Annotated in this window: 16 protein-coding genes and 2 pseudogenes; 9 read left to right on the top strand and 9 right to left on the bottom strand. The window is 52.0% G+C overall.

The genetic code is table 11. From position 1 onward, the window contains the following. The first annotated feature begins 215 nt into the window (after window positions 1-215). The 5 genes from OSC10802_RS0131160 to OSC10802_RS0131135 all read left to right on the top strand — a co-directional run bounded on the left by OSC10802_RS0131160 (window position 216) and on the right by OSC10802_RS0131135 (window position 4,488). Window positions 216-680 carry an ATP-binding protein gene (locus tag OSC10802_RS0131160; protein ID WP_232731877.1) on the top strand — a complete coding sequence of 155 codons (465 nt, stop codon included), beginning with the start codon at window positions 216-218 and terminating at the stop codon, window positions 678-680. Further along, window positions 673-1,440 (top strand): tRNA(His) guanylyltransferase Thg1 family protein, encoded by a 768-nt coding sequence (locus OSC10802_RS0131155; RefSeq protein ID WP_017720684.1) that lies wholly within the window; start codon window positions 673-675, stop codon window positions 1,438-1,440. The genes OSC10802_RS0131160 and OSC10802_RS0131155 overlap by 8 nt, the downstream gene beginning before the upstream one ends. Before the next feature lie 153 nt (window positions 1,441-1,593). After that, complete coding sequence (locus tag OSC10802_RS0131150) at window positions 1,594-2,109, top strand: DUF456 domain-containing protein (RefSeq protein ID WP_017720683.1); 516 nt, start codon at window positions 1,594-1,596, stop codon at window positions 2,107-2,109. A gap of 218 nt (window positions 2,110-2,327) precedes the next feature. Continuing rightward, window positions 2,328-2,828 (top strand): hypothetical protein, encoded by a 501-nt coding sequence (locus OSC10802_RS0131145; RefSeq protein WP_017720682.1) that lies wholly within the window; start codon window positions 2,328-2,330, stop codon window positions 2,826-2,828. A gap of 559 nt (window positions 2,829-3,387) precedes the next feature. Next, window positions 3,388-4,488, top strand: a complete 1,101-nt coding sequence (locus OSC10802_RS0131135; protein WP_017720680.1) for a fatty acid desaturase family protein — start codon at window positions 3,388-3,390, stop codon at window positions 4,486-4,488. 151 nt (window positions 4,489-4,639) lie between these two features. On the opposite strand, the gene OSC10802_RS0131130 is transcribed toward OSC10802_RS0131135, so the two are convergent. From OSC10802_RS0131130 to rfbB, 7 genes and pseudogenes are all read right to left on the bottom strand, one after another. After that, entirely contained in the window at window positions 4,640-5,899 is a 1,260-nt protein-coding gene (locus tag OSC10802_RS0131130; protein ID WP_017720679.1) for a hypothetical protein, read from the bottom strand. A 36-nt stretch (window positions 5,900-5,935) separates the two neighbouring features. Beyond that, window positions 5,936-7,255, bottom strand: coding sequence for an APC family permease (locus OSC10802_RS0131125; RefSeq protein ID WP_017720678.1), 1,320 nt, complete (start codon window positions 7,253-7,255; stop codon window positions 5,936-5,938). Between the two features lie 377 nt (window positions 7,256-7,632). Next, window positions 7,633-7,822: pseudogene (locus tag OSC10802_RS46875) on the bottom strand (transposase family protein); the annotation flags it as partial. Between the two features lie 221 nt (window positions 7,823-8,043). Continuing rightward, entirely contained in the window at window positions 8,044-8,745 is a 702-nt protein-coding gene (gene hpsJ-A / locus OSC10802_RS0131120) for an HpsJ-like protein, cyanoexosortase A-associated (RefSeq protein WP_017720677.1), read from the bottom strand. 635 nt (window positions 8,746-9,380) lie between these two features. Next, entirely contained in the window at window positions 9,381-10,232 is an 852-nt protein-coding gene (gene crtA / locus OSC10802_RS0131110) for a cyanoexosortase A (protein WP_017720675.1), read from the bottom strand. A 633-nt stretch (window positions 10,233-10,865) separates the two neighbouring features. Then, complete coding sequence (locus OSC10802_RS0131105; protein WP_017720674.1) at window positions 10,866-11,579, bottom strand: DUF4114 domain-containing protein; 714 nt, start codon at window positions 11,577-11,579, stop codon at window positions 10,866-10,868. Window positions 11,580-11,992: 413 nt separating this feature from the next. Further along, entirely contained in the window at window positions 11,993-13,087 is a 1,095-nt protein-coding gene (gene rfbB, locus OSC10802_RS0131100; protein ID WP_017720673.1) for a dTDP-glucose 4,6-dehydratase, read from the bottom strand. 267 nt (window positions 13,088-13,354) lie between these two features. On the opposite strand from rfbB, the gene OSC10802_RS0131095 reads away from it, so the two are divergent. Further along, the gene (locus OSC10802_RS0131095) at window positions 13,355-15,070 is read left to right on the top strand and encodes a CapA family protein (RefSeq protein WP_026098974.1); all 1,716 of its coding nucleotides are present in this window, start codon (window positions 13,355-13,357) and stop codon (window positions 15,068-15,070) included. 65 nt (window positions 15,071-15,135) lie between these two features. Here OSC10802_RS0131095 and OSC10802_RS48155 read toward each other — a convergent pair. Continuing rightward, window positions 15,136-15,587: pseudogene (locus tag OSC10802_RS48155) on the bottom strand (PfkB family carbohydrate kinase); the annotation flags it as partial. Between the two features lie 198 nt (window positions 15,588-15,785). Here OSC10802_RS48155 and OSC10802_RS0131080 point away from each other — a divergent pair. After that, window positions 15,786-17,153 (top strand): hypothetical protein, encoded by a 1,368-nt coding sequence (locus tag OSC10802_RS0131080; protein ID WP_017720670.1) that lies wholly within the window; start codon window positions 15,786-15,788, stop codon window positions 17,151-17,153. A 207-nt stretch (window positions 17,154-17,360) separates the two neighbouring features. Here OSC10802_RS0131080 and rfaE1 read toward each other — a convergent pair whose 3' ends face one another. Beyond that, window positions 17,361-18,389, bottom strand: a complete 1,029-nt coding sequence (gene rfaE1 / locus OSC10802_RS0131075) for a D-glycero-beta-D-manno-heptose-7-phosphate kinase (protein WP_017720669.1) — start codon at window positions 18,387-18,389, stop codon at window positions 17,361-17,363. Window positions 18,390-18,841: 452 nt separating this feature from the next. On the opposite strand from rfaE1, the gene OSC10802_RS55970 reads away from it, so the two are divergent. Both OSC10802_RS55970 and OSC10802_RS42715 read left to right on the top strand, forming a co-directional pair. Beyond that, window positions 18,842-18,967: a hypothetical protein gene (locus tag OSC10802_RS55970; protein WP_255349210.1), complete on the top strand. Its 126-nt coding sequence runs from the start codon at window positions 18,842-18,844 to the stop codon at window positions 18,965-18,967. Window positions 18,968-19,394: 427 nt separating this feature from the next. Next, the coding region (locus OSC10802_RS42715; RefSeq protein ID WP_232731860.1) for a DUF4114 domain-containing protein at window positions 19,395-21,309 on the top strand (1,915 nt) is incomplete at its 3' end.

Below are 21,309 nucleotides of genomic sequence, written 5' to 3'. Positions count from 1 at the left end.
GCGTTTCTCATATTAGTGAGGGACTGAGAAACCCGGTTTATTAAAGAAACTGGGTTTCTGGGCCATAGCTCATCCAACTGAGAAACGCTATATATAAATTAGAGAGGGAGTCATACGAAGTGGAAATAAATAGCAGTTTGTCCGCACGACAAAACCCCCTTGATTCCCAGATTTTAAATCCCCAATCCAAAATCCAAAATCCAAAATTGGTATTAGTGATATTCACCGGCTTGCAGGGCTCTGGAAAAAGTACGTTTTTTCGCAACTATTTCGCGGCAACACACGAGCTGGTCAGCAAGGATTTGTTTCGCAACAACAAGAACCCATCCAGAAGGCAGGATCAGCTGATTGAAGCCGCTCTTCAGGCGGGGCGATCAGTTGTGGTGGACAATACGAACCCTACGGTTGAGGAGCGCCGGTCTGCTATACAAATAGGCCGAGAGTACGGGGCTGAGATTGCCGGGTATTATTTTGAATCGCCGGTGAAATGCTGTCTGGAGCGCAACCGGCAGCGGTTGGGAAAAGCCTGCGTGCCAGATGTGGCGATTTACGCAACGGTTAAGAAGTTAGTGCGCCCTTCTTTCGCAGAAGGCTTCGACAAGCTTTTTTGCGTCAGGATTGCGGGAAATTGGGCTTTTGAGGTAACGGCGCTCGCTGAAAATGAGGTGGCGAATGGATAGCAATGTCTTTGAACAGCAAATGCGCTCGCTGGAATATTTCCACAATCTGAGTCTGCTTCCCGGATGCTGGCCGGTGATTAGAGTGGATGGGCGCGGGTTCTCGCGGTTCACTCAGGTGTCAGGTTTCGAGAAGCCGTTTGACCGGCGCTTTCACGACCTGATGGTGCGAACTGCTCAGGCGCTTATGGAAGAAATGCAAGCGATTTACGCTTATACGGAAAGCGATGAAATTTCTCTGCTGTTCCGTCCGGACTGGGATTTTTTTGACCGCCGGTGGGAAAAGATTGTGTCTGTTTCGGCTAGCATTGCCACTGCAACCTTCACGCACGCCTGCCAAACTCCTGTCAATTTCGACAGCCGTGTCTGGCTGGGTGCGAATCAGTCTCAAGTTGTGGATTACTTTCGCTGGCGTCAGGCGGATGCCACCCGCTGCGCGCTAAATGGCTTGTGTTACTGGACACTGCGCAAAAGCGGTAAAAAAGTTGAGGAGGCGGTTGCTCTGCTTGAGGGGCAGTCGGTGGGATTTAAAAATGAGTTGCTGTTCCAGCACGGGATTAATTTCAATGATTTGCCGGCTTGGCAGCGCCGAGGAGCAGGCTTGTACTGGGAGGTGTGCGAGAAACAGGGCTACAACCCGATTGAAAATAAAGCGGTTGTGACTGAACGACGCCGGATTAAGGTGGATGAGGATCTGCCGGTGAAAGACGCTTATGGGGAGTTTATCCTTCGCTTGCTGGATGCTGAGCGAATTGGACGGTAAAATAAGGGCAGTTGAGTTTGAAGTCAGGCTCACAGATCATTTGAAAACTCAGCGAAGAAACCCGGTTTCTTAAAGAAACCGGGTTTCTCCGTACCTCACCAATAGGAGAAAGGCTATATAATAATAATGTCCCCGGAATTGAGGTGAAAGTTTATGGCGGTTCTCTACTGGGTTCTGGTTGCTATGATGCTCGTCGGGGTGGTGGGGGCTGTGGTTCCTGGCATTCCGGGTGCGAGCTTGATTCTGGGGGCGATTGCCATCTGGGGAGTGGCTAGCGGTTTCAGCGGTTTGGGGTGGCCACTGGGAGTGGCAATTGCGGTTTTGCTGTTGAGTGTGGGGATTGATTTTCTGGCCACCTACTGGGGGGCAAAACAGGCCGGTGCTAGCAAGTGGGGGCAGATTGGTGCCATCGCCGGCTTGGTGGTGGGATTTTTGGGCCTGCTGCCGGCGCTGCCCTTTGGTGGCCCGCTGCTGGGGATTCTGCTGGGCCCGCTGCTGGGAGCGATTGTCGGAGAGTATCTCTACCGGCGCGACTGGAAGGTGGCGCTGAAAGCCGGTGTGGGGATTGTGCTGGGAACAGTTGTGGGCAATTTGATTCAGGGGGTGCTGGCGATTGCGGTTGTGGCTGTTTTCCTGTGGGCGACGCTGCCGGCGGTGCTGGGGGGGTAGGGTGCTCTACGAAGGCGCTCGGCAGGCCAAACCCAAGCGCACCGGCACGCTTGTTGATATCATGGCTAATTCTAGCCACTTGAGAGTTCATTTATAAAGAAAAAAATTAATTCACAAGAAACCGGGTTTCTTAAAGAAAGCCGGTTTCTGGACAGGTTTCGGGCCCCACTCAGGCTTAAGAATTACTTTATAAACACCCTCTGAGCAAACTCGCTACAATGGTCTGTGATGGGTTCAAGCCGGCAGTCGGGGCGTCTAGCCTGCGAACGAAGGGCAAACAGGTGAGAGTGGGCCGGAATGGCAAAATGGGGGCCACTATGAATCAGAAGGAAATTGCAGCGCTAGGAGCTTCACTCTACCGGATCGATCCGAAGCTATTACGAGCCGAAAAAGATAGCCGGCAAATCCGAATATGGTATCAAGGAGACGAGCCTTATTTTGATGTGTTTTTTGAATTGAAAGATGGCGAGATTGTCTGGTTTCAGCTGACTTTTCGAGGGAAGTGCGTTTCATGGAATCAGGAGCAATCGCGCCTGCAAACAGGGAAAACGAATGAATTAATGGTTGGGGATGTCAGCTACTATTCCGCAAGCAAACTCATCCAGAACGACAGCACCCCGGATTGGGAACTGGTTGAATTTGCTCGCTCAATTCTGCAAAGTCGCGCCGGGGAACCTGTGTTCGCTCGGGCACTGGCGCTTTTGGAGAGCGCCAACTAGAGAATTTAGGGCGAAGGCCACAGGATTCCTGCAGGGCACCGGCAGAGCCGGCGTTGCAGGTGGCCCGCAGCGCCCATGGCCGCACCGGCTTGGTTTCAGAAAGTTTCGCTCTCGGCACGCCGGTGTGATATACTGCCAGGGCTGAGATTTCGCCGGCCTCCAGTCCAGCGGGCTGCAGGTTGGGTGGACAGGCGGGCACCCTTCTTTGTGCCGCGCTGCGCGCTGTGGTATTCTAGAAAGTTGAATCGATTTAGCGGGAAACTCACTAACGGCCAAGATGCAAAGGGCTGGCTAAGATTTGGGTATCCCTGTGCGGGGCAAGTGGGAAAGGCGGTTTTTAACAAAAAAATTAGATTTCCCCGATCGAAAGCGTGAAAATCCTGATATTCTTAAGAGCGATACTCAGCCGGCACTCCGTTCGGTGCCGGTGGGGGCAAAATATCCTGGCAGCCGACAAGGGTCCTATTTTTCCTATTTTTTAGGGCGAGCGGGCTTGATTTGACGCGCAATCTGCTGCCAAAGGGTATAATGCTAAATCGGTTCGTACATATGAGGTAAAATGACACAGGCCAAAGTTACGTTTTCCAAAAAGCTCGGTTTCCGAAAAGAGCTCAACCGGCGAGTGGAGGCTTATTTTGAGAAGGAGGGCCTATCTCAGCGAGACAATCCTCAGATGTACCTGAAGACCGCAATAATTTGCGCGTGGGTGATTTCATCTTGGATGTTTGTTCTGTTCGTACCGGCGGCTGTGCCGGTGAAGCTGCTTGGCTGTGTGATTCTAGCCCTGGGAATAGCTGCTTTTTCCTTTAATGTGGGGCATGATGCCAATCACGGCGGTTATTCTTCTAACCCGCAGGTAAATCGTGTGTTGGGGTTAACTTACGACTTCATAGGACTTTCAAGTTATTTGTGGAGATATCGCCATAACTTCCTTCACCACACTTACACAAATATCTTGGGCCATGATGTGGAAATACATGGGGACGGTCTGGTGCGGATGTCTCCCACTCAAGAACACCAGTGGTTTCAACGCTTCCAGCACATTTACACCTGGTTTATCTACTTGTTTATACCTTTCTATTGGTCTGTATATGATGTTTATTTGATTTTAATCAAAGGCAAATATCACGAGCATGTCATCCCCAAACCGAAAACCTCAGAGTTGATAACCCTGCTGGGATTCAAGGTTCTTTGGCTGGGCTACGTCATAGGTCTGCCTTTAGCAATTGGCTACACTCCGCTGGAGGTGCTGCTGGGGGTTTCGCTAACGTACATGACCTATGGTTTTACGATATGTGTCGTTTTTATGCTGGCTCATGTGATGGAAACAGCCGAGTTTTTAACTCCCGATCCTGTGACGCAGGAAATTGATGACGAGTGGGCGATTTGCCAAGTGCGGACAACGGTTGATTTTGCTACTGACAGCCCATTTTTCAACTGGTACATGGGGGGGCTTAACCATCAAGTCACCCACCACCTTTTCCCGCATATCTGTCACATTCACTACCCGCAGATATCGAAAATTGTCCGAGAAGTTTGCGAAGAATTCGGTGTGGAGTATAAGGTGTATCCTACCTTTACAGGGGCGGTCGCTTCTAATTATCGCTTGCTGAAAGCAATGGGATCTTCTCCTGAAACACAACTCGCTGAAGCTAAATAAACCGCAGGATGCCGGTGGCAAACCTTGCTCTGCCTGGGGTCTAATAATCAAATAAGATTTGGCCCCAGCTGCAGGGGAGGGTTTCGGGGTGAAGAAACCCGGTTTCTTTAAGAAACCGGGTTTCTCATCACCTCAAGATTCCCTGGAGCGACTAGGGTTTGGATTGCGGCTGCTGCTTGGAGAGCGCCAGCATTAAATTCGACTGACCGAGTTCAAACTGGTAGCCAATACCAAAATCCAGGGGCTTAATGCTCTTATCGCTTTGATAAATCTTCCTCAGATCGGGCTGCTCCCTGACACTGAACAGAGGGATCGGGCGCGTGTAGTTGCCGTAAAACTTCAAGTCCCACTTGGAGGAGTCAAAATAGCTGACCGGCATTCCGGAATCATCCTGCAGCAGGCTGTTGCTCTGTTCGAGAATCAGATTGCGGATGCTGGAAAAACTGTCGCGGTACATCAGGTAAGATGCCGCCTTCAGGTATGTTACCGGTTTTTGTAACTGTTTGACAAAGGTATTGAATTCCGCAGTTTGATCTAGCGCATCATTGGATAAATCGGCAGAGAAATAATACAGTGTGCGCGGCTGGGTTTCTCCTGCAGGGAGGAATGAAATCTTCACCCCCGGAATCAACTTTTGATCCGCACCGTCTTTTTGAGCCCCATCGACCGCCTGGATCTTGCCGGTCTTGTCCAGGCTGATGTGCTGGGCGTCGAGTATCTGATTGTTGGTGCGGGCCAGAAAGACGAACAAAATGGGAATAACGCCTTTTTCCGCCAAATCTTCCTTCATATCATTGGTGCGGAAAAAGCTCAATTGCAGGATAGCGTAGAGAGCTGTGTCGATTGACCGCAACTTTTTATCCAGTTGCGACTCTGGGATGTTCTCCAGCTCGGGGATGTCTCCCACCGGCTCCAAACCGGCCATAATATACTCGCTGCCTTTCGGGAAAAACGAATAGGCGTACAAAAAGTCTGGCCCGCTAAAGGGATAGAATATTGTAGGAGAAGATGCATTGAGTGACGCCAGTTCCGCCTGCGACCATTGTCGGATTTTCGACAGCTGTTGAGCGTCCAGTTTCCCCCACGCACTGTCAAGGTAAGACGCATGATCGCTCCAGGCTCTAGTGTTTTGCAGGGAAGCGATCGGACTGGAGGCATCCACCTTCATGCCGGCGATAAACTTAGCCGCATCCGTCAATTTTGCCGACTTCTTCTCATCGAATTGGGGAGCTGATTTTTGCAAATCTTGAGCCGCGCCGGCAGGCTGTGCGGACTGTCCCTGATTGCCAGTTGGGCTGTTGCCTGGGACAGAACTTTCTGTCCCTACCTTAGTGTTATTCGTGCAGGACTGGAAAAAAAACAGAGCCGGAATCGCAGCCAGCAGTAAATACGGGAGTTTTGTTCTGTTCATGGATTTGAACTAATTATTGCTGGAAATTTTAGGGTTCTAAGAAACAAGTCGCTGCTTGTCAGCAAAGAAGTAAACCGGCAGACCGAGAAGAATCGTCCCCAACCCCGCCAGTGATTCCGTTGGTTTGCCGGTGAAAATAAATACCAGCATCCAGAGACTGATAGCCAGAAAAACGATCGGCGTCACCGGATAGCCCCATGTTTTATAGGGTCTGGGAACGTCAGGATACTTGAACCTGTGGGCAAATACCCCGAAAACCGTGAGGAAAGAAGACAGGGTGAGGGTGAAGCCCAGATAGGTGATAACCGACTCAAAACTGGAGGTAATCACCAGGACTAATACGATAGCGAGCTGGGCGAGTATAGCGTAATAAGGAATGCCCTTTGCATTGGTGGTTGCCAGCAGTTTAAAGAAGGGGATATCCTCGCCGATCGTCTGCGTCACTCTCGGGCCGGCCCAAACCATAGAGCTGATGGAAGAGACAAGTCCGAGCGAGATCAGCAGGCTCATGATATTCCCGCCCAACTCCCCGAAAATCTGTTTGGCGGCTACAGCCCCTACCTTTTCTTTCGCCTCGGCCAGGGCTTCTATGGGCGTGGTGTGGAGAAAAATGAAGTTTACTGCCAGGTAGATCGCCATCACGATTAAAGTCCCCGCCAATAAAGAGCGCGGAATATTTTTTTCCGGCTCTCTCACCTCGCTGGCAATGTAGATAGAAGCATTCCAGCCGGAATAGGCATACATCACAAATACCAGGGAAATGGCAAAGGGAGAGCTAAAAATCAGGTTCAGGTCTTCCGAACCGGGCAAAAATCCTATATCCTGGGGTTTGCCCAGCCACAGCCCGCAAACAACTAGGGTGAGGATCAGCAGGATTTTCAGCAGGGTGAAGCCATTTTGAAAGTAAGTTCCCAGTTTGACATCCCGCGTGTGAATCAGCGAAACCCCCACCGCCACCGCCACGGCGATTGCTGTCGGGTGGAAGACTGGAAAGACTTGGGAGAAATACTGCCCCAGCGCCATCGCTGCAGCGGCAATCGGTGCGGCAAAGCCTACTGTAGCGGAAAGCCATCCTGAAAGGAAGCCGACTGCCGGATGGTAAATCTTGGACAGATAGTGATACTCACCCCCCGATCGGGGCATCACTGCAGCGAGTTCGCCGTAGCAGAGGGCACCGCAAAGCGCCAAGATGCCGCCGACTAGCCACAAACACAGCAAGGCAAAGCCCGATTTGATATCCCCCGCCTGGAAGCCGAGACTGGTGAAGACGCCCGTTCCGATCATGTTGGCGACTACCATGCAGCAAGCTGTGAACAGGCTGATGAGACGTTGGTCTTGATTCTGGTTTGAATTCACGCGCTTTAAGGGATTTAGTTTCCGTTCTACTGCTCTCCCCTGCGGGCGGGGACTGTATTCAATTCAACCTCGCTTTTGCTCACCCGGATGGTTTGATTGAGCTGGGCAACCCAGCGCTCCGGCTGGTTTCAATTATTTAAACTCATATCGGCTTCGCTGTCGAGCCGTTGGGGTGGGTGCGCTTGCCCGGGCACACCTCTGTCAAACCGCCACATTGGCTCAAAGAGGGCAAAACACGGGAGTCAGGGGGAATCTGCATAGGGCCAGAGATAGGGGCTAGGGACCGGCTTCGGTAGCAGTGAGGGTACATGAAAAAGTAGGTTAGCACAGGTGTGCTAACCTATATCCCCAAAAAATATGAGAATTCGCTGATACATTTACGCGACATTATTCCAGGCATTCCCGGACAGTGCAGCCATAGCACGCTTCACCGATAAAAGTGATAGAGGCGGTATCCCGCAAAGCTTTCAGGAAGATCCCGAAAGCACCATTCCAGTCTGGCGATATCGTAAACCCGCAACTGGGACAGTGGAAAACTTTAGATCCACCCAAGCGGGTGTGGACATTTGCCCCCTGCGGATCTGACCGTTGGGCTATGTCAATTTTTCACAGGTCTGTATGTATTGTATCACGTTTTGTAGGATTGCGCAAGAAATCCAGGATTAAATTTTACCTCTCCCGGCGTCACACCGGCAAAGGGGGTGCCGGTGCCCGAGCGCCCGAGCGCCCGGGCGGGGCCGGTGTGGCCACACCGGCGCAATGCCTTCCGGGCTGCTGGAAACGCCGGCTCAGTAGCCCCGCCGGCGTCTCGTCCAGCCGGTGCTGCGCCAAATGGTAAAAAATAAAGCGCTAGAGATCAGAGCCCCGAGGTTCCACTTGACAGAATTTTTCAGCAGCGCCATACGCAGATTCGACTGCGCGGCTTGAGCTTGGGGTTGGATGTCCTTTTTGGCACCGATAACTTTCTCCAGGATTTGGCTTCTCACTTCCTCAGGTTTTTGGCTGTCCACTTTCAACCCCAAACTGTTCAGCTGGGTCGCCAGATTCTGTATGTCTTGAGCGCTTCCCTGAGTGACTTGAGTTTCAACGTCTTGCAGCTGCTTGAGCTGTCCCGCCGCTTGGGCGGCGATTTGCTGGTTGTTTTGGCTATTGATCTTGAAGGTGTAAGCCAGTCCGGGGGGAATCAGCAGCAGAGACAGCACCGCCAGCAGCAGGGACACCCAGGACAGCAAGCTCAAGAAAGTCCTTTCCAATCCTGTCCGTTCCATGTCCTCCCCAAAAAAGACCAGGGCCAGCCCCAACAGGGGGACGGGCACCCGCTCTACCAGAGCCCCGATCGTCTGCAACACCCATTCAGGGTTGCCAACAGCCGCAGCAGTTGGTGGGATCAAAACCTGAATGGCGTCAATTAACGCTAACACCAATAGCCCGTAGCCTATCCAGCGCAGCCTGTATATAGACTGCCCTTCTTCGCCTTGCGATCCGCTCATAAAATTGGCACTCTGAATGTGAGAGTAATCGTGTCCTATTGTCTTCTAAAGGTGGCGCGAAGCGCAGCCTCGATCGGCTCTTACCAGAAAAACCGCGCAGTTTCTAGGACGCTTGTGGGCATTCCTTGGAGGAAGCCGTCTCTCTAGGGATGAACAGCACAGCTAGCATGCTGAGCCCGTCTCGCAGCTTTTCCCACCGAGGAACCAAAGCATTGCAGTGCGAAACTGCTCAGAGCAGCTCTTCTGGTTTAACAAAAGCTGGGAACGCTTTGACCCTCCTGCGGCCAGGTTTGACACACGCCCTCAACTGCGCTTCCTTTTGGGGAGCGAACAGGCCAGAGAAACCAGCCCTAATGGTCCTGGCTAATGTCAGTTTACCCGTTCGCAAGGTGCCTTCCCTCAAGGCACCGGCAACGGGTTGTGCCGAAGGGCGGCTTTCCTGCGGCCAGCCCCCCTATCTCGGCAGTTCACCCACTTCTTGATATACAGTTTAAATGATTTACCAAGCAATCTCAACTCTCGATATATTTGGTTCGTAGCAATTAAAGCCAGCATTTTATTAACATATATGGCGGTTAGTTAACACAGGAGAGCCCGCCCGATTCGCTCGGCAAAACCCCGAGCGGTTTCCATCACTAGCCGGCGTCCTGATTTTCCGGTTCATTTCGCAGTATCCAGAAATGGCAGAACAGCCCGAAAATCGCTGCTGCAATCATCGAAAAGATTACAGACCCCTGCCCAAAGTGCCAGTATTCAAACGCTCCTTCAGTGGAGTGCGCCACCAGATAAGCCATGAGAGCCACCCGCACCACATTGACCGCAAATCCCACGAATACCGCCACAGCCGGCACTAATATTTTCTGCTTCCTGTTTGTGGGGAACATAAATAAAAACAGAATCGCCAGCATCACCATCTGCATGATGACACTCAAGCCAGAACAGCCCGTACCGACTTCTACACTCTTATTTGCCAAAAATAAAAAGGCACCTTGGCGAGATACTGCAAATCCCAAGTACCAAAGCAGCATTCCTGAAACTTTAGCCGTTAAAGTCGTTAAATCAATCGTCTTTACTAAAATCGCCGGTGCGGGAGAGAGGGCGGGAAAACACAGGATAAGCAGTTCCTGCCAATATTGCTTTAATCCTCTCACGCCAGAGACGGCCAGCCCCAGACTCACAGCTGAAATCAAAGGGGAGAGGCGAATAAACCAGTGATACTCAGACAGGGACAAACTCTTTAACAGTACCAAAGCTATCAGAGTTCCGCCAAAAAATTTGGAGAAAACCCCGCTTTTCAGATTCAGGGTGTCTTGCTTTTCCCACAGCAGGAACGACGATGCCCCCCAAGCCAAGGCACTCGTGCCAAAGAGCTCAACCATCTTAAATCTGTCTGCCAAATAAAGCTGGACAGCTATTAAACTTGCTGCTATGCCCAGCACAAATAATTTCTGCTTTGGCACACTTTTGAGCCAGTCCATTTGAGTCATCGCAGCTCCCTGTTTGCAGTTTCAGCGGCCTCAAGGTTTAGTATTTGCTTCTTTAATCCCTAAAAGAAGGTCAGCTTATGCTGAGTTTTGCCGCCAATTTGGCAGGATTGTAACCCCTGCTAGACCGGCTCCTAGACCATACTATCTTAAGTTGCCCCGATTGCTGCCCCACTTATCTACCGCGCCTTTGAGCCTCACCCCCCTCACGCTGGGATTTCCGTAGAATTGCGCAGAAATCCCTCTCGTTTCTTTATAAAAGCTTCATAAAAGGCAGCCAGCACAGGGAGCAGCCATCATCCCAGAAGATGGGCCCAGCAGGCCGTGGGCTTGCGGACCGGGAGCGTCCCACTTTGATAAAAATCTTCTCAGCGGATCAGAGGGGGTTGGCCGGAGACACGACGGGGTGAGGGGTGGGGGGAGAGGTGGGGGAGAGGGGGACTTCAAAAACCGCACTTGTGCCAAGACATTTCGGTGTACTTACCAAATAAGGACGCACCCTGCGGACTGTAGAGATGTAACGGATGTAAGCCGTTCTGCGGGCACTCTATAGCACTCTAAAGCAGCTAGCCGCCGGGGCCAACTGCTCTGACTGATGACTTGCAATTCTGTTTAAAAATCCCACGACCCTTTTGTTTATGCGCTTTTGCGGTTCATGCGCCGGCGAGCCATTACCATACTGCCGAACCCCAGGGCTAGCCCTCCCATCGTGATTGGTTCGGGGACTGCTTGTGCATTGACGATGAAGTCGTTGTAGTCGCGGTCGCCACCGTCTGCCGCATCCTCGAAGCCAATTGTAATGCCTCCGCCAACAAACGGATTGGAAGACTGGTAGCTGTTAACGCCGGCCAATGCCTGACCGTCAGCGCTCTTAGAGCCTGATGACCCAAACACGGCGTGCTGGAGTCCGTACTTAGTGTTTAAGGCGGTTGTCGAGTAGCGCGTCCAGCTGCTGGTCCAGCCCTGGTTGAACAGGCCCAGGGTGTACACTTTATTGGCCAGGAACGTGAAGGACACCTGAGCCGGCCCCGTCAAGTTGGCCGCCGTTCCCAAATATCCGGTCGCCTTGGCTGCCGTGTTACCAATGCTGTTGAAGTTATCTGACCTCTGGCTTTCCTGGAATAGGTTGGCCACTTTCGCCCCTACCGTATTGCCATTGACCTCGTAGATTCCCAGGTTTGACAGGTTGGCCCCCGTGCTTTGCACAAAAGTAAATTTGACCTGTGTGTCTTGGCCAAAGCTGATGCCGCTCGTTCCAAATCCGAAAGCGTGGGCAGAACCGGAGAAGCCTAGCAGGGCAGTTGCGGCAGCAGCGCCGGCAGTTAGGGCAGTGAGCAGTTTAGTTTTCATCGCAGGCACTCCTTGATTGAGGGTTACATTTGAATACGACGCTCGCTTTCTTTCCAGTATTACCTGTAAAAGTTTATTTGCAACAGCGCGGCGCACGACTTTACAGAATCTTCACATAACTCGCTCATCCGAACAAGTTTTAACGCTGTTATCTTATTTATAAAACACGGCTATGGTTCAGGCAGTGATTTGTCTCACAGCTGAAAGTGATTTTTCTTGCCGCTGACCGTTATTTGTCTGGCCAAGTGTCAGTAAAATTTCGTTCGGGCAGCGCTTTTCCTGTTCAACTCTCAGTAATGTCTCGGAGATATCGCAGGATTTCGCAGCGTTGGTGGCGCACCCCACTTTTTCTTTTGAGGAAGCAAAAGCACCGGCGTGCCGGAGTGCCGGTGGCGCTGCCCCCCTCTCCTTTTCTAGGCGTACACCTTGCGGTAGTAAGCCTGATACTCCTGGGACAGCAGGGGCTGCCACCAATCCCCGTGGGCCAGATACCACTCCACCGTGCGCCGCAATCCCTCTCCCACCGTTACTGAAGGGCTCCATCCCAACTCAGTTTTAATCTTGGTGGCATCAATGGCATAGCGCCGGTCGTGCCCGGGCCGGTCTTTGACAAAGGCAATCAGCTGCTCGCAAGGGCGCACCGGCAGCGAGGGGGCCAATTCATCCATCAGCCGGCACAGCATCCGCACCAGGTCTATATTTTTCACCTCATTATTGCCGCCGATATTATACGTTTCCCCCGGCTGGCCACGGTGAATGGCGGCATCCAGGGCGCTGCAGTGATCCAGCACATACAGCCAGTCCCGAATATTCTGGCCATCCCCATACACCGGCAGCGGTTTGCCCAGCAGCATGTTGACGCACATCAGGGGAATCAGCTTTTCCGGGAAATGGTACGGGCCATAATTATTGGAGCAATTGGTGACAATCGCGGGGACGCCGTAGGTGTGCCAGTAGGCGCGAGCCAAGTGATCGCTGCCGGCTTTAGACGCCGAGTAGGGGCTGTTTGGCGCGTAGGGCGTCTTTTCCGTAAAGGCGGGGTCAGCAGGCCCCAGGCTGCCGTACACTTCATCTGTAGAGACGTGCAGGAACACTCCCGGGGGGGAATCGGGGAGGGTTTGCCAGTGGTGCCGGTAGGCTTCCAGCAGGGTGAACGTTCCCACCACATTCGTTTGAATGAAGGCACCCGGCCCTAAAATCGACCGGTCAACGTGGGATTCTGCCGCAAAGTGGCCCACAGTGTCGATCGCTTCTTCTCGCAGCAGGGTGTCAACCAGAGCCCGGTCGCAAATATCCCCGCAGACAAAGCGAAAATTCTCCCGCCCCTCCAAAGACGCCAAAGAAAGCCGGTTGCCGGCATAGGTGAGGGCGTCAAGCACCACCACTCGGTCATCTGGGTAGCGCTGGCACCAGTAGTGGACAAAATTCGAGCCTATAAATCCCGCACCGCCAGTCACCAGCAACCGGCGGGGATTGTGCTGTTCGCTCTCGCTTGCCTGACCTGTCATAAGAGATAATAGCCTCAACTTCAATCCGCACAAACGCCCTGCAGCGCCCGGGGTCGGGATAAAAATAGCTTGTCTGGATACAGGGCGAGAGCGGGCACCGGCCAGAAGGCGGATGGCCACATTCGACCGCACCAGAAGCTTTTCCAAATTCTAGCCCGTCCTGGCACGCCCCGCCGCCGCGTCGCATTCCCTGCGAACAGCAGTCTGAGTTTCAGCCTCTGTCAAAACCTATTATTAAAACAGCTGTGAGTGGTGAGGAAAGATATTGTGGATCAACAAGACATGGAGGCTTTGGCGAAAGGGGGCGATCCGGATGCGATTGCCTTTGCGCTCAACCTGGGGTTGCGATCGAAGGGCGTCACGGCGACAGCACTCCGCAAGGATCGCTGCTTGCACATCCTGCTAGATAGCGCTTCTGTGCCGGCTCAACAAGCCTGCGTCGATTATATTCGGGATGAGCTGCTCCGCCTCGGCGTGACATCCATCCCCACAGTCAAAGTCTGCGGGCGACAAACAGATCAGCCACTGCCGGCTTGGACTGAAGCGTTTGAGTTAAGGGCTAGCATTTTGGCTAAACTGCGCTCCATCTGGGCGCAGCCCCAGAAAAAGCCTCTGACTGACAGCAACCAGCCCCCGAACCCTGGCAAAACCAATGCTAAGTGGCTTTTTCTGTGCGTGGGAACCGCCAGTTTCGTCCTCGGCACCGGCACAGTCTCTGTCAGGATCTCTCAGCAGTACAGCCGGTTCGCCCCAATCTCAAGCTTAACTCAGAGCCCAGCAGAGCAGCCGGCTGTCTTTGAAACCCCCTCTATCCAGCCGGCACCGCCAGCCCGCCCTCTCTCCGGAGAGGCTCTCGGGGAAATGGTTTCAGCTCACTTCAGTCCGCCATTACCCTTCAGCAAAAACCCAGACGGACAGGCGTCAGAACTCCCGCCAAACAAGGAGAGATCAGCTCATCTTGCCGGCAGCTTCATGAACGCTTCAGCCGCCGTCGCGCCCTCCGCTGCCGCCACTTCCATTACCATAAAAGCCGTTGGCGACATCATCCCCGGCAGCAACTATCCTTACAGCAAACTGCCCAAAAACGAGCGGGTCCTGTTTCAGTCTGTCAAAGCCCACCTGCAAGGCGCTGATCTCCTGTTTGGCAATTTTGAAAGCACCTTGACAAATTATCCGTATTCTGCTAAGAATACCAGCACCGGCAGGTCTTTTGCCTTTCGCACGCCCCCGAAGTACGCCCAGCTGTTGAAGTCAGTTGGGTTTGACGTTTTTAACGTGGCCAACAATCACTCTGGGGACTTCTTCGAGCGGGGGTTTGAAGACACGTTCAACAATATTGAAAAAGCCGGGATGAAAGCCGTCGGCAAAAAAGGGCAAATCCTTTACATGACGGTTAAAGGCGTGCCGGTGGCTTTTATCGGGTTCAGCAACTATGACTTCCACAACTCCATCCTCGACCTGCCGGCTGCGAAAAAGTTGGTGGCAGAAGCCAGAAAAAATGCTAAGATTGTCGTGATATCCGTGCATGCCGGGGCGGAGGGTACTGGCGCGATGCGGGTGCGAAATCAGCAGGAAAGCTTCTATGGCGAGAACCGGGGAAACATGGTCCTGTTTTCCCGCACTGTGATTGATGCTGGAGCGGATTTGATTCTGGGACATGGCCCGCACGTCCCCAGAGCGGTAGAATTGTACAAGGGAAAGCTGATTGCCTATTCCCTGGGCAATTTTTTGGGATACCGCTCTTTATCTACTGTAGCAGAACTCGGCTACTCGCTGATTTTGCAGGTTGAGCTGAACGCTGAGGGGGATTTTGTTTCTGGAAAGATTGTGCCGGTACACCTGGATGGGGAAGGGATACCCTACATCGACCAATCTTTTCGCAGCGTCAAGCTGATTCGCAATCTCACCCAAAGTGATTTTCCTAAGACTGCGCTGAGGATTGAAAGAAATGGTAAGATAGTGAAAAAAACGGAAGCTCGTTAATAGGGAATAGGGAATGGCACAGGCGAGACGCCTGTGCTACAGGAGGCACATCTGAGACAGATGCGCTACATTTCCTCCAGCCTAGTTTGCAATGCAGCTTTTATTTCATCGGTCGTGGTTGTTGCTGTGCAGAACTGGCGCACGACTATGCTCGCAGCTAAATTGCCTAAAACAGCGGACTGCAACGGGGAAGCTCCTGCTGTTAAAGCCAGGGTGAGCGCCGCCACCACTGTATCTCCCATACCTGTAACGTCGAAAACTTCGGTGCGGTTGAAGGCGGGGATGTGGTGATCTGTGCCGGTGCTATCAAATAAACTCCGTTGCCATAGTCGGAACACACCATCGCATCGACTGAGGGGACTTCTTGGCGGATGTATTCGGCTAGCTGTTGCTGCAACTCTAGGGAAGGCAACTCATCGGATTTGCGATCCACGCGGACAATCTGCTGGGTGACAGACTGGCGCGCGTGTCCAGAAATGCGGGTTTTGGTGACAGTGGGCCGGTCAAGGTCAGTCACGGACTGCTTGACAGCTGCCCGGGCTAAATGTTTAATATAAGAAGACAAGGCTGACTATCTCGTAATCGCCATTGAACCCCGACACTAAACAGCTGGTCGCTTACTGCTTTCTTCACGAAGCACACGCAACCGGACATGATAGGATAAGTGACTGCTGTACAGGAGCTTTAATTTAGGAAATTGACTCAGGACAGAAAAATGAAAAGTAAAAGTTTCAAAATATTTGTAATATTCTTGCTTTTCTTTGCCGCCTTTACGAAAACAGATATAAGTGGCTGGAATATTTCTTCTAGAATGGCCACAATTCAGTCTCTGGTAGAGTATCATTCTCTGGCAATAGACCATTCTAGTTTGGCTGCCAAGACGGGCGACAAATACTTATATAACAATCAGTTTTATTCGGACAAGCCGCCAATGCTAGCTCTGTATGGGTCGATATTTTATTTTTTTCTAAACAAAGGGTTTCACTTGTCTTTGACAGCAGGCACCTGTCTGGCCTATTATTTAATAACTTTACTGACCGTAGGGGTGCTGTCAGCTCTGGGACTGGTTTACTTTCATAAAATATTAGTCGAGATATTCCGGATTGAGCAGGAGTGGTCTGACGTTCTTGTAATGATAGCCGGCACAGGAACTTCTTTCTTCACCTATTCAATATTATTTAACAACCATACGGTAAGCGGGGCTTTACTCATCTTAGGATTTTACCACTTGTTAAAAATCGAAGCCGGCGCAAAAAATATTGCCCTATCAGGTGTTTTCATGTCGCTTGCCGGCAGCATTGATATAACCTGTTTCCTATTTATCCCTTTCGCGTTGATTGTTTTTATTGGCAAATCCCTGAAGTCTCTAATTATTTTCCTTTTGTCCTGCCTGCCGGCAATTATAAGCTATTTAGCACTAAATTGGTATGTCTCTGGCAGTTTAATTCCCCCTGCCATGAATAAGGCATTGTGGGATTATCCTGGCTCGGCTTTTGTTAACGGTGAAGAGAATCTGTCTGGACTAGCCAGTCATGAGAGCCTCTCAGACCTGCTTATGTACGCATTCCATATGATTCTAGGAAATCGCGGAATCCTCTCACACACTCCTCTATTACTGTTTTCTATTTGGGGGTTTATAAAGATTTTTGCTAACCGTAAATTTCCTTACAAGACAGAGTATTTATACCTGAGCATTTCTTGCGTCACCTATATATTAATTTACATTTTTCGCACGGATAATTACAGCGGCAGCGCTTATGGAGTCAGGTGGTTCGCTACTCTCATGCTACTCTTATGTTTGCCCTTGGCTCATATCGGCGACTCTCTGAGAAATTCAAAACCGCTCAAATTTATATTTCTAACAATTGCCTCAGCTTCGATAGCGATATCTTTTGTGGGTACATATAAACCTTTCCTCCATTTTCAGAAACCCGGCTCGCACTACACCTTCCTCGTCAGCCTCAGTCAGATAGGCAGCAAGTGTTCAATCCTAAGTAAGATCCTCTTATTTATAAGCGCATCTCTCATCTTTTTGTGTTTCTATAAAGTCTTCAAAAAATTCCAATTAAAGCCTCCAGGTTAAGTTTAACAGGATTTAGGCAAATTCAATCGCGGGAGCGCCGGCTTTCTTTACATATAAGGTTAATGTAAGGAGTCGGTACTGCTCCCCTAGATTTGCCTGTGGCTTACCGCAATCAATTTTATGTTCTCTATAAAAAGCCTGGGTAGGCACCAGGCGAGACGCCTGTGCTACAGGAGGCACACAAGAAGCACAGGCGAGACGCCTGGGCTACATTTCCTCCAGCAAAGTTTGCAATGCAGCTTTCATTTCATCGGTCTTGGTGGTTGCTGTGCCGAACTGGCGCACCACTATGCTTGCAGATAAATTGCCTAATACTGCTGCTTCCCACGGGGAAGATCCGGCTGTTAAAGCCAGGGTGAGCGCCGCCACTACTGTATCGCCGGCACCTGTAACGTCGAAGACGTCGGTGCGGTTGAAGGCGGGGATGTGGTGTTCTGTGCCGGTGCTATCAAACAAACTCATCCCCTCTTCCCCCCGGGTGATTAAGATTTGAGAAGCGCCGGTGAGGGCGAGGAGGTCTTTGCCTGCGCGGGTGAGGGTTTCGGGGCTATTAATAGCATATCCGACGGCTTGCTCAGCTTCGGGCAGGTTGGGGGTGAATAGGGTAGCGCCGGCATAGCGCGCCAGCTGCTTCTGGGTGTCCACAACCGTCAGGCGGTGAGACAGCGCCGCCTCAATCACTGCCGGTGTTAACACCCCGTCGCCATAGTCGGAACACACCATCGCATCGACTGAGGGGACTTCTTGGCGGATGTATTCTGCCAGCTGTTGCTGCAACTGTGGGGAAGGCAACTCATCCGATTTGCGATCCACGCGGACAATCTGCTGGGTGACAGACTGGCGCGCGTGTCCAGAAATCCGGGTTTTGGTGACAGTGGGCCGGTCAAAGTCAGTCAAAATGCCTTTAGTGTCGATACCGGCAGCCTCAAAGATACCGCACAGCGCTCGCCCTTGGTCATCCTTACCCACCAAACCGGCAACCTTGACGTGCGCCCCCAGCTTGGCGAGATTGTACACCGCATTGGCACCGCCCCCGGGCACCTGACGGGTGTTTTCGTGGCGGATAATCAGCACCGGCGCTTCCCGGGAAATGCGCTCAACTTGGCCGGTGAGGAACTCATCGAGGGTCAAATCGCCGGCGACTAGCACCCGGGTTTGGGAAAATTTATCCAGCAGCCCGAATAGCCGGTCTGTTGAGGCGCGCAGTTGGTCGCAAAAGGTAGAATCTAGTGACATAAAGGGTTGTAAGGTTTTTTCGGGTCAAGTGGTGCCGGTGGGATGAGGACCCCCACCCCCCAACCCCCGATTGCCGGTTGCGGGGAGGGGGAGCAAGAGAGGGTTTTCCATGAGTGGAAAAAGTTTCAATCATCCTTTTACTGTGAGACGCCGGCGATTATAGCGCCGCAGGAAAGAACGGCGGAAAGCCCCACACCCCGCACTGCACCAGAATCCCATCCCGGAATCCCCCTATTCCAGCCCCACTCCCGGAAGATTCACCGCTCCGGTTTTTGCAGATCTATTTTCTGCGAAGGGCTGCCGGTTTTCTACTGGGCTATCGCCACTTTTCCACTCGGCCACTCATTATAAGGGACGGACAGGCTTTTCGGCTTGTCCTACGGGATCGCGGTGCCGCACTTCCTGGACATTAGGTGTCTGGTGCCTTTGAGCTGTAGCGCATTTAATTTGCCATGTTTATCTCTATTGCCCCGTTCCGGGACGGTCGGGGAGGGCTAAAGCCCAACTACAAACCAGGAGGGCTAAAGCCCAACTACAAACTTTTGGGAACGCCGTTCTGGAGTGCCCGCCTCCTGTAAACTCAGATTATATATGCTGATTAAAAGCAGAACGCCTCTCCGGCACCGATCGCACCTGTGCCACACCGGCGTCACCCCTACAAAATCACCAACGCCACTAACCCATTGCTAACCAAATTGCTAACCAAATTCCTAACCTAATTCCTAACGCGCGTTAGTGGTTTTTTAGCTGCCGCACCAGTTAGTCTGTTTTCAGACTCACTGAGAGCAGCTACCGGCAGTTGATGGCGCTGGGGCGAGCCCGGGAACCTGCCCCGATAAGCGGCAGTGCCCCCGGTTTGCACAGTTTTTAGTTACGAGTAGGGTGTATATGTCTAGTTTAGATGTGGGGCTATTGACTGGGAACCAAAGCTATAAAGTTTTTGTGGGTAGTTCTGAGCCACAGGATTTATATAATTTTAGCATCAGCAATACTGGAAGTTTAAGTGTGTCTCTGGGTGGGCTCAGTGACAGTGCCGGCTTGCAACTCCTCAACAGCAGTGGAACTGTGCTGGAAAGTAAGGTATTTAATGGGATAAGTGCGGAAGCTATTATTTTAAACGAGTTGGCGGCGGGGGACTATTCGCTACAAGTCTCCCATGCGGGTGGGGACACGAATTATAATTTAAGTTTAAGGTTAAATGGGGCTGGAAATACTCAAGGGGCGGCAGATCCGCTGACGGGTATGGCGACAGAGGAGTTGAGGGCACCGGCGGCTGATTTAGAATCGATGGCACCGGCATCCCTTGAAAATCCGGTGTATAATGTTGGTGATGGAACTGCTGTAGAGGCGACTCAAACTCAGGAGGTGATTGCGGGGGGTGATGCAGTTAGCCCGGATGCGGGCAAGAGTGAGAATTTGCCTGCAGATTCAGCTGTCGCGACAGCCAATCCGGCGGTTACGCCGGCAGCTGTAAATCTATTTACATCCGGGACGTTCACTGTGGACGAAACGGGAGAAATTGGGATTGATTACCTGTATAATGGTGGCATGTATCAGGGGGAACTGGCGATATTCAGCCTGAAGGGGATGGAAGGGCTGTCACCGGGTTCCGAGGAGTTTATTAAAGAGGCAGCCAATCGGGCGCTAAGCAATTCACTGCAGGGTTATGTGGTGATTGCGAAATCAGTGGAAGGGGCGAAATTCACCGGCCTTTTGGGGAGCGACAATTATAAGAATGGCGCATACTCTGGGGTTAAGACCTTTGCGATGACGCCGGGGGATGAGTTTGGGGTTATGCTAGTTCCCAATGGGAAGGTGCGAGAGGTATTTGAAAAACCGGCAATTGGCGGATCGAAACGCCCTCTGTTCTCGCTGGCAACTGCTAATCCCATTCAGGGTTTTCATGTCGGTCAGATTTCTGATGTCACCGGCGAGGGAAATACCTTCGTGATGGAAGATATGCGGGTTGATGGCTGGACAGATCGCGATTATAATGATATAATATTTCAGGTGCGGGGTGCGATAGGGAAAGCGGCGCTGATGGATGATGTGGTTGCGCCTGGGAAGGATTGGCGCACGTCAGATTTAGGTCAGGCGCTGATTGATTATGCTTTGGCTTATGTCACTCCTATAGAGGAGCCGGTTGAGGAATCTGTGGTAGAGGAAATTCCGACAATTGAGACAATTGAGACAATTGAGACAAGCTCGCCGGTTGCGCCACCGGCGGTAGGGGAAATTCCGACAATTCCGACAATTGAGACAAACTTGCCGGTTGAGTCACCTGTAGTAGGGGAGATTCCGACAATTCCGACAATTCCCACAGGCGAGCCGGTTGAGCCACCGGCGGTAGGGGAAATTCCGACAATTGAGACAATTGAGACAATTGAGACAAGCTCGCCGGTTGAGTCACCCGCTGTAGGGGAAATTCCGACAATTCCCACAACCTCGGCGGTTGAGCCACCGGCAATAGGGGAAATTCCGACAACCTCGGCGGTTGAGCCACCGGCAATAGGGGAAATTCCGATAATTCCCACAGACGAGCCGGTTGAGTCACCCGCTGTCGCGGAGATTCCGACAGTCGAGCCGGTTGAGCCACCGGCAATAGGGGAAATTCCGATAATTCCCACAGACGAGCCGGTTGAGTCACCCGCTGCAGTGGAAATTCCGACACTTGAGACAAACTTGCCGGTTGCGCCAATCGCGCCGGTTGAGCCACCGGCAATAGGGGAAATTCCGATAATTCCCACAGACGAGCCGGTTGAGTCACCCGCTGTCGCGGAGATTCCGACAGTCGAGCCGGTTGAGCCACCGGCAATAGGGGAAATTCCGACAAGCTCGGCGGTTGAGCCACCGGCGGTAGGGGAGATTCCGACAATTGAGACAAGCGAGCCGGTTTCACCACCGGCTTTAGGGGAAATTC

The organism is Kamptonema formosum PCC 10802 (assembly GCF_000332335.1).
In the GTDB taxonomy this organism is placed as follows: Bacteria; Cyanobacteriota; Cyanobacteriia; order Cyanobacteriales; family Oscillatoriaceae; genus Oscillatoria.
The sequence above is the reverse complement of the archived record's forward strand: the minus strand, read 5'-3'. Positions and strand labels throughout refer to the sequence as shown.

Coding starts and splice junctions, on each gene's coding strand:
- OSC10802_RS0131155 (WP_017720684.1), top strand. CDS start 673: ATGGATAGCAATGTCTTTGAACAGCAAATGCGCTCGCTGGAATATTTC.
- OSC10802_RS0131150 (WP_017720683.1), top strand. CDS start 1,594: ATGGCGGTTCTCTACTGGGTTCTGGTTGCTATGATGCTCGTCGGGGTG.
- OSC10802_RS0131145 (WP_017720682.1), top strand. CDS start 2,328: ATGGTCTGTGATGGGTTCAAGCCGGCAGTCGGGGCGTCTAGCCTGCGA.
- OSC10802_RS0131135 (WP_017720680.1), top strand. CDS start 3,388: ATGACACAGGCCAAAGTTACGTTTTCCAAAAAGCTCGGTTTCCGAAAA.
- OSC10802_RS0131130 (WP_017720679.1), bottom strand. CDS start 5,899: ATGAACAGAACAAAACTCCCGTATTTACTGCTGGCTGCGATTCCGGCT.
- hpsJ-A (WP_017720677.1), bottom strand. CDS start 8,745: ATGAGCGGATCGCAAGGCGAAGAAGGGCAGTCTATATACAGGCTGCGC.
- crtA (WP_017720675.1), bottom strand. CDS start 10,232: ATGACTCAAATGGACTGGCTCAAAAGTGTGCCAAAGCAGAAATTATTT.
- OSC10802_RS0131105 (WP_017720674.1), bottom strand. CDS start 11,579: ATGAAAACTAAACTGCTCACTGCCCTAACTGCCGGCGCTGCTGCCGCA.
- rfbB (WP_017720673.1), bottom strand. CDS start 13,087: ATGACAGGTCAGGCAAGCGAGAGCGAACAGCACAATCCCCGCCGGTTG.
- OSC10802_RS0131080 (WP_017720670.1), top strand. CDS start 15,786: ATGAAAAGTAAAAGTTTCAAAATATTTGTAATATTCTTGCTTTTCTTT.
- rfaE1 (WP_017720669.1), bottom strand. CDS start 18,389: ATGTCACTAGATTCTACCTTTTGCGACCAACTGCGCGCCTCAACAGAC.
- OSC10802_RS55970 (WP_255349210.1), top strand. CDS start 18,842: ATGTTTATCTCTATTGCCCCGTTCCGGGACGGTCGGGGAGGGCTAAAG.